At 68.4% G+C, this 12,110-nt stretch carries 7 protein-coding genes; 2 read left to right on the plus strand and 5 right to left on the minus strand.

Annotated features, from left to right (window positions below; all coding sequences use genetic code 11):
• Nucleotides 1-33: 33 nt before the first annotated feature.
• Together E3T55_RS12185 and E3T55_RS12190 are read left to right on the plus strand one after the other, a co-directional pair.
• Entirely contained in the window at nt 34-6,066 is a 6,033-nt protein-coding gene (locus E3T55_RS12185) for a DUF3320 domain-containing protein (RefSeq protein WP_134519837.1), read from the plus strand.
• Between the two features lie 170 nt (nt 6,067-6,236).
• Nucleotides 6,237-7,292: a 2,3-butanediol dehydrogenase gene (locus E3T55_RS12190; protein WP_134520038.1), complete on the plus strand. Its 1,056-nt coding sequence runs from the start codon at nt 6,237-6,239 to the stop codon at nt 7,290-7,292.
• Between the two features lie 40 nt (nt 7,293-7,332).
• Here the strand turns inward: E3T55_RS12190 and dhaK are convergent, their stop codons facing one another.
• From dhaK to E3T55_RS12215, 5 genes are all read right to left on the minus strand, one after another.
• Entirely contained in the window at nt 7,333-8,328 is a 996-nt protein-coding gene (dhaK, locus tag E3T55_RS12195) for a dihydroxyacetone kinase subunit DhaK (RefSeq protein ID WP_134519838.1), read from the minus strand.
• 88 nt (nt 8,329-8,416) lie between these two features.
• Entirely contained in the window at nt 8,417-9,055 is a 639-nt protein-coding gene (dhaL, locus tag E3T55_RS12200; RefSeq protein WP_134519839.1) for a dihydroxyacetone kinase subunit DhaL, read from the minus strand.
• Nucleotides 9,055-9,900 carry an HAD-IA family hydrolase gene (locus tag E3T55_RS12205; protein WP_134519840.1) on the minus strand — a complete coding sequence of 282 codons (846 nt, stop codon included), beginning with the start codon at nt 9,898-9,900 and terminating at the stop codon, nt 9,055-9,057. Before E3T55_RS12205 ends, dhaL begins: the two co-directional genes overlap by 1 nt.
• Before the next feature lie 2 nt (nt 9,901-9,902).
• Nucleotides 9,903-10,760, minus strand: a complete 858-nt coding sequence (locus tag E3T55_RS12210) for a class II fructose-bisphosphate aldolase (protein WP_134519841.1) — start codon at nt 10,758-10,760, stop codon at nt 9,903-9,905.
• Between the two features lie 101 nt (nt 10,761-10,861).
• Entirely contained in the window at nt 10,862-11,971 is a 1,110-nt protein-coding gene (locus E3T55_RS12215; RefSeq protein ID WP_134519842.1) for an AI-2E family transporter, read from the minus strand.
• Nucleotides 11,972-12,110: the final 139 nt, after the last annotated feature.

Genomic DNA, 12,110 nt, shown 5'->3' on the forward strand with positions numbered 1-12,110 from the left:
GCCGCGTCCCGCCGGAGGTGGTTTCATTGACAAATGCAGACTCGCCCGTTCGATCTCCAGCTCGTCGCCGCTCCAATGCTGAGTTACGCGCTCGCGCACAACCGTCAGAGCGTGCTGACGAGCGTCACCATCACCAATTCGGGGCCAGCGGTGCGGGCGGCCGTGCTGCGACTCACGGTCGAGAGCGCCGGCCAGTCACTCGCGGCGGCGTGTGAAATTCTGGTCGACCTCGCGGCGCAGCGCCCGGTCACGCTGACCGAACTGAATCTGCGCGGCGACCCGGCCATCATGCTCACGGTCGAGGAACAGCGCCCGGCCACGATTCACGCTGCGCTGTCGATCGGCGACGAGGTTGTCGCCGAGGCCCGACACGACATCCAGCTGCTCGCGGCCCAGCAGTGGATCGCGCGCCCGGTCGAACTCGGCCTTGAGATGCTGTCCGCACACGTGCTGCCGAACCACCCGGCAATCTCGACGCTGCTCGCCGAGACCGCCGACCTGCTCGAACGCACCACCGGCAGCGGCTCCCTGCAGGGCTATCAGGCCGGCGAGACCCGCGTCGACCAGATCGTCGAGGCGGTCTTCGATGCGATGCGGGGCCACGGCATCCGCTACAGCAACCCGCCCGCCAGCTGGGACGTTGACGGCCAGAAGATTCGCACCCCCGGCGAGGTGTTGCACGGCCGGGCCGGCACCTGCCTCGACACCACGGTCGTGATGGCCGCCGCGCTCGAACAGGCGGGCCTGCACCCGCTGCTCATCGTCGTCACCGGCCACGCCTTTCTCGGCTACTGGCGTGAGGAGCAGACGCTCGGCTCCCCCGCCGTCACCGACGTGGATGATGTCATCAATCTCATCGACCTCGGCCTGATCGCGCTCGTGGAGACGACGGATGTCACCACCGACCGTTCCGAGGTGCCGTTCGCCCAGTCGCAGCGCGCGCCCTACGTCGCGCACCTCACGGGTGACCTGTCGGCCGTGGTCGGCATCGCCGACGTCGTGCAGGCCCGACTGGGCGGCATCATCCCGCTGCCCGCTCGCACGACGGATGCGGCCGGTACGGTCATCGTGACGGAGTACCGCCCGGCCGCCGCGTCGACGCCCGCCGCGGAACGGCCGGGCCGGACTCCCGGCATCGGCACGGAGTCCATGCCGATCCCGCCGCGCGTCGAACAGTGGAAAAACTCGCTGCTCGACCTGAGCCTGCGCAACCGGCTGATCAACTTCACCGATCGCGGCAAACTCGCGCTGACCGTTCCCGACCGCACCCTCTCCGCTATCGAAGACCAGGTCAACGCCGGCACCGGGCTCGGCCTCGTGCCGAGCGACCGGGTGTCGCAGGTTGACCGGGAGCGCGGCATCCGCTTCGGGCGTGATCTGCCGCTGACCCAGCTCACCGCACTGCTGCAGGAGAAGCGGTCGGTCTACGCCGATGTCACCGAGGCCGCCTACGACACCCGACTGCGCGGGCTTGCCTACAAGGCCCGCACAATCGTGCAGGAGACCGGAGCGAATAACCTCTACCTGGCCTTCGGCACCCTGGTCTGGACCGTGGCCGATCGAGAGCTGCGGTCGCCGCTCGTGCTGGTGCCGGTCGTGCTCGAAGCCACCCGCGGCGGCTACCGCATCGCGCTCGACGAGTCGGGGCAGTCCACGCCCAACTATTGCCTGCTCGAGAAGCTGCGTCAGGTGCACGGCCTGCACATTCCAGGCCTCGAAACGCCGAGCGATGACGAGTCGGGGCTCGACCTGGAGGCCGCCTTCCGCGCCACCCGCGAGGCGCTCGTCGAGGCCGGCCTGCCCTACCGCGTCGACGAGACGCTCGACCTGTCGATTCTGCAGTTTGCCAAGTTTCGACTGTGGAAAGACCTCGACGACAACTGGCAAACCCTCGCCGAGAATGCGCTCGTTGGTCATCTGATTCACTCGCCGACGCTGCCGTTCACCGATCCGGCACCGGCACCGGTTGCTCCCGACCTGGACGCTCTGGGCGCCCAGTGCCCGGTTGCCGGTGACTCCTCACAGCTGGCCGCCGTCGCCGAGGCCGTCGCCGACCGTACCTTCGTGCTCGAGGGCCCGCCGGGCACCGGCAAGAGCCAGACCATCACCAACCTGCTGACCCGCGCGGTCGCCGACGGCAAGAAGGTGCTCTTCGTCGCCGAGAAGCGCGCCGCCCTGCAGGTCGTGCAGAAACGCCTCGACGAGGTCGGCATGGGTGCCTTCGCCCTCGACCTGCACGACAAGGCCAGCAAACCCGTGCAGGTGCGCGCCCAGATCCGGCGCGCCCTCGAACATCGCGTCGACGTCGATGCGCAGGGGCTGAAGAGTGACCTCGACCAGCTCGGCACCGCCCGCCGCAGCCTCGCCCGCTATGCCGCGCGACTGCACGAGCAGAACCCGGCCGGCCTCTCGTTCTACTCCGCCCGCACGCAGGCACTCGCGGCCGCTGATGTGCCGGCCCTGCCGGTGCCGAGCAGCCTGCCCGCGACCGTGACACCGGAGCAGCTCACCGCCCTGCGCCACACCCTGCGCGACCTGCCCGGCGTCACCGAACCCGCGAACCCCCGCCGGGGGCACGCCTGGGCATTCATCGGCGCGCACTCCATCACAGCGGATGCCCTGGCGGCCATCGATTCGCAGACCGTCGCGGCCGCCGCCGCGCAGCTCGACGCGGCCTGCGCGGCGCTGCCGGGCGGTGCGGCTGCACTCGGCGCCGCCGAGGCTGCCGCGGTCGTCGCGACGCTGTCGACCCCGAGCGAGTTCGCGGCCCTCGGCACCCTCGCCGCCTCCGGTCGACGACCGCTTGAGGTGCTCGACACGGTTCGCGGTGCGCCCTGGATTCGCGATCACGCCGCCGCCACGGCCGCCGTCGACGCTTTCGTGCAGACGCCCCACCCCGCGCTGCTGCTGTGTACCCCGGCCGCTCTGGTGCTCGACGTGCACGCCATCCACGCGGCGGCGTTCGCCGCGGACTCCTCCGGATTCTTCGGGCGCGCGAAGCGCCGGCGGGCCGTGCTCGCCGAGCTTCAGGCCACCCTGCGGCCCGATGCTCAGGTCGCCCTGCGGCATCTCTCCGTTCTCACCGGACAACTCGTCGAGACCCGCGTGCGGCTCGATGCCCTGCACGCACGGGTGTCCGCCCTGCCCGGCGTGCACCTCGCCCCCGATTGGAATCCGCTCGCCGCGGCCGACGGAACCCTGCTCGCGCAGCAGCTCGCCTGGCTGACCTGGGCCGCGAGCGTCGTCGCTGCGCCGTCCGAATCGACCGCCGGTGCCGCGGCCACCGGATCAGTACCGACCGGATCAGCACCGACCGGATCAGCACCCACCGCGCTCGGCGACGAGTTCGTCGCCGCCCTCCGCGCCTATCTCGGCGCCACCACCGAGAGCGACCCGGATTTCGGTGCGGCCGTGTCCCGGGTGGCCCAGGCCCTGCAGGACCTCTCGCTCGCGACGAGCGCGACCGCCGACGAGCTCTCGGATTGGGCCGGGCCGGGCGGCCTGGTTGCCGCGTGGACGACGGCCGGCACCGAACGGGCGAGCACCGTCCCCGGCCTGCCGTCATTGCGGCGCTGGCTGGCGCTGCTCGCCCACCTGCAGCCGCTCAGCGCGCTCGGGCTCACCGAAGCCCGCACCATCGTGCTCGAGGGCACACTCGACTCCGGGGATGCGACGCTCGCGTTCGAAAAAGGGCTGGCCGTGGCGGCCCATGACGAGCGTGGCGCGGCGACGGCACTCGACCGGTTCGACGTGGACGCCCACAACCGGGCGATCACCCGCTTCACCGGGGCATCCGCTGCCGTGCGGCAACACCTGCCGACCTTCATCCCCTCGACCGTGCTCGACCAGCGCACCTTCGGTGACGCCGTGACGACCGGTCAGATCGGGCTGCTGAAACGCCAGCTCGACCGCCAGCGTGGCGGCATGGGCGTGCGAGATTTGATGAGCACCTTCGGCGACCTGATCACCGAGATCATGCCCTGCATGCTCATGAGTCCCGAGTCCGTGGCACGGTTCTTTCCCGCGCAGGCTGCGCTCTTCGATATCGTCGTGTTCGACGAGGCCTCGCAGGTGCGGGTGGCGGATGCCGTCGGCGCCATGGGGCGGGCACGCTCGGTCGTGGTCGTCGGCGACAGCAAGCAGATGCCGCCGACCGCCTTCGCCGAGTCCAGCATCAGTTCATTGGAAGACGAAGCGGTCAGCGTCGAGTTCGTGCGTGACGAGGAGTCGATCCTGTCGGAGTGCGTGCAGGCGCAGGTGCCGAGCCGGTGGTTGTCGTGGCACTACCGCAGCCAGGACGAGTCACTGATCGCGTTCAGCAACCGGGAGTATTACCGCGGCGCTCTCTCGTCGTTCCCGGCGCCCCGGCACGGCCGCGCGGGCACCGACACGAGCACCGCCACCGGGACCGAGGACTACGGCGTCAGCCTCCGCCGGGTCGACGGCACCTTTCTGCGCAGCGGGGTCGGTAAGGCCCTGCGCACGAACCCGGTCGAGGCCGACGCGGTCGTCACCGAGATCATCCGCCGTTTCGCGGACTCGCCCGCACAGACGCCGTCGATCGGTGTCGTCACCTTCAACCTGCAGCAGCGCACCCTCATCGAGGGCCTGCTGCGGGACAGCGGCGATGACCGCATCACGGCGGCCCTCGACGTGGACACCGACGGCCTCTTCGTGAAAAACCTCGAAAATGTTCAGGGCGACGAGCGTGACACCATCCTGTTCTCGACGGCGTTCAGCGCCGACGCGAGCGGGCGCCTGCCGCTGAACTTCGGCCCCCTCAACCTGCCGGGCGGCGAGCGCCGCCTCAACGTGGCCGTCACTCGGGCCCGCCGCCAGATCATCGTGTTCAGCAGCTTCGCGCCGACCGACCTGCGCAGCGAAGAGACCGTCTCGCTCGGCATCAAGCACCTGCGCAAGTACCTCGACATGGCCGCCCTGAACGGCACCGGCGCCTGGCAAGACGAGGCTCGCCGGGGAACGGCGATCGATCGCCACCGCGAAGACATCGCCGCTGCCCTGCGTGAGCGCGGCCTCGTCGTGGCGACGGATGTCGGCCTCAGCGACTTTCGCATCGACCTCACCGTGGCCATCGACGCGGATCCGCACCACCCGGTCATGGCGATCCTGCTCGACGGCCCGACCTGGGCCGCGCGGCACACGGTCTCTGACCGCGACGGGCTGCCCGTCGAGGTACTCTCGAAGCTTCTGCGTTGGCCGGCGGTCGAACGGGTTTGGATGCCCGCGTGGCTCGAAGACCGAGAATCGGTGCTCGATCACCTCACCGCGTCACTCGCGGCGGTGAAGACGGCACCGCCGGCAACCCCGGCTGCCCCGGCACCGTCAGCAACCCCGACCCCGCCAGCGGCTTCGAAAACTCCGGAAGCAGCGAACGCGGCCGCCACACGTCTCGCACCGGTCGCGCCGGTCGCCGGGCGGGCCGCGACCACCGCCGGCCTGCTCGACGGCGGTGGCTCATCCGTCGCCCCGGCCGGGCGCAGTACCGGCCTCGAGCGCGACTACCACCCCTGGCCGGAGCGCATGCTGGGGCCGATCTCGGTGCTCGACGCCTTGCCGGCCCGCCGAGCGGCGGCCGCGGTCGCGGCGGCTCTGGGCGAAATCGTCGAGGCCGAGGGCCCCATCCATCACGCCCGCCTCGCGAAACTGCTCGCGTCGAGCTTTGGTCTGACCAAGCTCAGCGCGGCACGGTCGAGGTCAATTCTGGAGCAGCTCCCGAATGACCTGACCGGCACGGATTCGTTCGCCTGGCCGAGCCGCATCGATCCCGAAACCTGGCGCGGCTACCGTCGCACGCCCGCCGGCCTGAGCCGTCCGCTCGAACAGGTCAGTCCGCGCGAGATCGTCAACGCCATGGTCGACCTCGCGCACACGTCGGCCGGCATGAGCGAGGACGAGCTCAAGCGCGAGGCCCTCGGCGTGTTCGGCGGCACCCGCATGACCGCCGGCCTCGTCACCGTGCTCACCGCAGCCCTGCAGCAGGGTCTCGCCGAACAACGTCTCGAGGCAACGGACACGGGAATCATCGTCGCCAGAATCCGCGAGTGAGCAGCACGTGGTCGAGAACAGCACGTGGTCGAGAACAGCGCGTGGTTGAGAACGCCGAGCGGTCGGCGCCCGGCGTAGGCTGGAAGCACGCCGAGACGTACGCACTCTGTGTCATTCGGGCACGACAGTTGCAACACGTTTCGGCCAAGGAGCGCACCATGGCATCACTCATGAAGGCCGCACGTTTTCACGGTCCCCACGACATTCGCATCGAAACCATTGCCGTTCCCGAGCTGCGAGCGGGCGCCGTGGCCATCGACGTCGCCTGGTGCGGCATCTGCGGCACCGACCTGCACGAGTACCTCGACGGGCCGATCTTCATTCCGGCGGCCGGCCACCCGCATCCGCTCTCACACGAAGAAGAACCCGTCACGCTCGGGCACGAATTCTCCGGCACGATCACCGCGCTCGGCGAGGGCGTTACCGGCTTGACCGTGGGCGAGAACGTCGTCGTCGAACCCTACTTCGTCTGCGGTGAATGCGCCCCGTGTCTGGCCGGCAACTACCACCTCTGCGTCAAGATGGGCTTCATCGGCCTCGCCGGCGGCGGTGGCGGCCTGAGTGAGAAGGTCGTCGTCGACCAGCGCTGGGTGCACCCGGTCGGCGAGATCCCGCTCGACCAGGCCGCCCTGATCGAACCTCTCTCGGTGGCTCACCATGCCTTCGTGCGCAGCGGTGCGAAGGCCGGAGACGTCGCCCTGATCGGCGGCGCTGGCCCCATCGGCCTGCTCGTCGCCGCGGTACTGAAGGCCAAGGGCGTGACTGTGATCATCTCCGAGCTGAGCGAGGCCCGCAAGGCCAAGGCGCTCTCCACCGGCGTCGCCGACTACGTGCTGGATCCGCGCGAAGGGGATGTCGCCACCCGCGTTCGCGAGCTCACCGACGGTGCCGGCGCCGACGTCTGCTTCGAGTGTTCGAGCGTCCAAGTGGTGCTCGACACCCTGTTCGACGCCGTGCGCCCCGCCGGCGTCATCGTCAACGTGTCGATCTGGGGCAAGCCCGCGAGCCTCGACATGCAGAAGCTCGTGCTCAAGGAGGTCGACCTGCGCGGCACGATCGCCTACGTGCGCGACCACCCGGCCACGATCAAGCTCGTGCAGCAGGGCCTCGTCGACCTCGCGCCCTTCATCACCGGCCGCATCGCGCTCGACGATCTCATCACCGAGGGCTTCGACACCCTCATCAACCACAACGACACCGCGGTGAAAATCATCGTGCACCCCTAACCAGCCCTGCACGTGGCGCGGAAGCGCGGGGACGCAGCGGCTAGAAGACGCGGGCGGCGATCTCGGCGGGAGCCTCGAGCAGGCGCTCAATTTCGTCGTCGAGCTTGACCAGGGTCAGGCTCGCACCGGCCATATCGAGCGAGGTGCAGTACTCCCCGACATAGCTGCGGCCCACCTCGATGCCGCGCTGCCGCAGCTGTTCGTGTGCCCGCCCGTACAGAATGTACAGCTCGCTGATCGGGGTGCCGCCGAGCCCATTGATCATCAGCGCCACGCGGTCGCCGGCCCGGTACGGCAGATCGCCCACCACCGCGTCGAGCAGTTCGTCGGTCATCTCGTCGGCCGTCGTCAACTTGGCCCGGCGCCGGCCCGGTTCCCCGTGGATGCCGACCCCGACCTCGATCTCGTCGTCGCCGATCTCGAACAGCGGCGAGCCCTTCGCCGGCGGCGTGCACGAGGTCAGCGCGATACCCATCGTGCGCGTCACACTGTCGACCTTTTCACCGATCCGAATCAGCTCGTCGAGGTCGGCCCCGGCTTCAGACGCGGCCCCGACGGCCTTCATCACGAAGAAGTTGCCGGCCACGCCCCGGCGACCGACCGTGTACGTCGAGTCCTGCACGGCCACGTCATCGTCGATGAACAGCGTCTTCACGTTGATGCCCTCCGCGGCGCTCATTTCCTGCGCCATCTCGAAGGCCATCCGGTCGCCGGTGTAGTTGTTCACGAGCAACAGCACCCCCTTCGGCGATGCCATGAGCTTCGTGGTCTCGTAGACGTAGTCCATGGGCGGCGCCGCGAAGACATCACCCGGGCACGCCGCATCCAGCATGCCCCGCCCGACCGTCATGACGTGGGCCGGTTCGTGCCCCGATCCGGAACCCTGAATGATGGAGACCTTGTTCGGGTTGGGGCCGTCGGCCCGCATGATCAGGTTGTACTCCGGTACGTAGCGCAGCTTGTCCGGGTTGGCCAGGGCGATGCCCTTCAGCATCTCGGGCACGTACTGCTTCGGGTCGTTCACAAACTTCTTCATCGCTCTCTTCCACCGTTTCCGGGTTCACCAGATCTCTGATTTCCCCGAACCGGGTGGCCCGGGATCCGTTGCACGCACACAGCTCAGCTCAGCTCAACGACCACTCCGCGGCCAGTCGTTCGAGGATCACCGCGACCGCGACCGCTCCGGGGTCGGGCGAACCGATGCTGCGTTCGCCGGTGTAGCTGGCCCGACCGCGCCGCGCCTGCATCGAGGTCGTCGCGTCGGCGCTGGCCCGCGCCACGACGGCCGCTCGTTCCAGCGCTCGCTGCGCATCCGTTCCCGCGATCAGTTCGGCCTCGAGGGCATCGGTCGCCGGAACCAGAGCGTCGAGCAGGGTCTTGTCGCCGAGATCGGCCTTGCCCCGCATCTTGATTCCCTCGATCGCGGCCCGAAGCATGGCGACGACATCGGCGCCGGTGAGTTGTTCCTTGTCTTTCACGGCGGCCGCCGCGCGCAGAAAGGCGGTTCCCCAGATGGGCCCGGAGGTTCCGCCGATACGGCCCGCGATCACGAGGGCCACCTTCTGCAAAAACACCGACGGGGTGGAACGATCGAGGGCGTCCCACTCCTGCAGCACGATCTCGAAACCGCGCGCGAGAGAGAACCCGAAGTCACCGTCACCGACGACGGCATCCAGATCACCGAACTCGCGTTCCTTGTCGACCGCGGTCTGCGCGATGCTGTGCACCACGAACGCCGTGATCGACACACTCGAGCTGATCATCAGATCTCCACCTCACTGGCATGGTCGAGCAGCGGGTCGGCGCTCGGAGTGCGCGTCAGAATCGACTCGAGCACCCCGAGGTCGACGATGGCTCCGGGGCGCAGTCGGAAGGGATCCGCGAGCGTGATGGTCTCGAGAACGTCGGGTTCACCGAGCGATGACACGACGAGCGCGGCCCCCGCAAAGTTGTCGTCGACGGTGTAGCCGCTCACCGTCACGAGGGTGCGGAGGCCGGCTCCGAGCGCGGCCCGCAGTCCGTTCGCGCTGTCTTCGACCACGACGACACTGTCCGGATTCAGCCCGCCGTTGTCCGTGCCGAGCGCGTCAAGCGCGTAGCGGTAGATGTCGGGTGCCGGCTTCTTGGCGGCCACGATGTCGCCGGCGAAGATCGTGAATCGTGCGGCGAGGTCCGGTCCCACGGTGTGCTCGAGCACGGCGCGAACGGATGCCGCGGCCGAGGTCGACGCGACGGCCAACCGCCACCCCGCCGCCGCGGCCTCACTGGCGAGACGAAAAACCCCCGGCCGCGCGGGGAGATCCCCCGCGATCACCCGCTCGGTGTAGATCTGGGTCTTGCGTTGGTGCCAGCGGGCAATCATCGCCGCCCGGGCGGCCGTGAAATGCGGGCTCATCGGATCGAGCCCGAGCCGATGGCAGAGCTCGGGGGTGAGGATGCTGAGCATCCGCTCCTTGCCGCCGCCGATCAGCAGTTTCTGGGCGTAGTCCGCATCGCTCCAGCGCACGGGCACGAAGAACTCGGCGAAGGTCTGGTTGAAGGCGGGCAGGTGGCCGTACCGCTCGGTGTCGGCGAGCACCCCGTCGCAGTCGAAGATGAGCGTGGGCACGGTCAGGCCTTTCCCGCGCTGCCGAACTGCACGGCAAGATCCCTGGTCAGAGCGGCGACATCGTGGTGCACGTGAGCGAAGAGCGCCGGCGGATCCCACTTGTCGCGGGCCTGGGCTTCGGTGAGAAAGCTCAGGCTCGATTTCATGAAGGTGATCTTCAGCGCCGTCGAGATGTTGACCTTGGCGCACCCACGGCGAATCAGATCGGAGAACTGGGCCTGGGTCATGCCGCTGCCGCCGTGCAGCGCGATCGGGATCGGGTGTTCGCCGACGATGTCACTGACTCGCTGAAAGTCAAGCACCGGCTCGTGCGTGTAGACGCCGTGAGCATTGCCGATGGCGGGAGCGAAAACATCCACGCCGGTCTCCTCGATGAAACGCAGCGCCACCTCGAGGTCCTGCCGAGCGGACGCGGTGTCGGATCCGATGCCGTCCTCCACACCGGTGATCGCCTCGATCTCGCCCTCCACGTGGGCGCCATGGGCGCGGGCCTCCCGCACGACCTCGATGGTCTGGCGCTGGTTCTCTTCGACCGGAAGCACCGAGGCGTCAAAGAGTACCGAGTTCCAGCCTCGGTCCAGGCACTCGGTGATCACGGCGCGGTCCGGACAGTGGTCGAGGTGCAGCACGACGGGAACCTCGATACCCGCCGTCATCGAGGCCCACATGCTGGCGAGCACGTTCGAGCCGAGGGATTTCACGGTCTTCACCGAGGTCTGCACGATGACCGGCGACCGGGCCTCGACGGCACCGGCCAAAACCGCCTCCATGGTCAGGTCATTGACGATGTTGATGGCCGGTACGCCGTAGCGCTCGGCGAAGGCACGATCGACGACTTCTTTCAGGGTGGATACCGGCACGTCCAGCCTCCTTGCGCAGTTGCCGAACATCGTAGGCTCAATGCACCTACTCGACAATGCCTACGGCGCCGCGCGGCGCATCCGTCGCCGTCGCCGACGACCTATTTCTTGCGTGAGCGACGCGGCGGCCGGGCGACCAGGGCAACTTCTTCGCGGTTCCAGACCTTCGCGATCGCCCAGACGACGGCTGCGATCGGCACGGCCACCACGGCGCCGACGATGCCGCCGACGATCGTGCCGCCGGTGAGGGCGACCAGAATGACGAGCGGATGCAGGTTGAGCGATTGCGCCATCACGACCGGCTGCAGCAGGTTGCCTTCCAACTGATTGACGGCCACGACGATGATGATCACGATGAGGGCGATCACCGGGCCGCTCGCCACGAGGGCCACGAGGGCCGCAAGCACGCCGGCGAGGGTCGCACCGATGAGCGGGATGAAAGCACCCAGAAAGACGATGACGGCCAGCGGCAACGCGAGCGGCACCTGCAGGATGGTCAGCCCGATGCCGATGAAGAGCGCGTCGACGAAGGCGATGATCGCCGTGCCGCGCACGTAGCCGCCGAGCACTCCGATCGATGTCTTTCCGATGCGACGACCACGAGCGAGGCGCTCACCGCCGAAGGGCTTCAGGAAGAACTCCCAGATCTTGTCGCCGTCCTTGAGGAAGAAGAACAGGATCACGATCAGCAGCACCGCGGAGGTGAGGACCTCGATGACCGCCGTGGCGCCGGCGAGTGCCCCGGTACCGAACTGGCTGCTTGTGACGAAATCGACGACGGCGTCCCGCGCGCCGTTGATCTGCTCCTCGTTGATCGGGATCGGGCCCTGGGTGACGAAGGCGATGAGCTCATCGATACCATCGGTGGCCGCGACGGCGAGTTCGTCGAACTGGTCCTGAACGGCGAAGACGATGAGGGTGATGATGCCGCCCAGGATGCCGATGACGGCCAGCAGCGTGATCCAGGTCGCGAGGATCGCGGCCAGCCCCCTGCGCCTCAGAAAGGAGACGATCGGGCTCAGCGCCGCCGCGAGAATAATCGCGAGCAGCACCGGAATGACGACCAGTTTGAGCTGCACCATGCCATAGATGAGCACGGCGGCGAGCGCGATGACGAGCAGGATCTGCCCGCTGCGCAGGCCCAGCCAGCCCAGATTGTCGGTGAGGGTCGTGCGCGGCGCCCGCGGGGGCGTGGGTTCTTTTGCTCGCATCACCCCAGCCTAGACACCTGCTGTGAGTCCCTTGTCAAGATCGAGGGTCGGGGGTCAAATGAACGTATCCCTCCCACCACCTCTCGCGCGCACCTGCGCGCACAGTCGTGTGTCACACGATGTCCTGCGCCAACGATGT

The organism is Cryobacterium frigoriphilum (assembly GCF_004403305.1).
GTDB classification, from domain to species: domain Bacteria; phylum Actinomycetota; class Actinomycetes; order Actinomycetales; family Microbacteriaceae; genus Cryobacterium; species Cryobacterium frigoriphilum.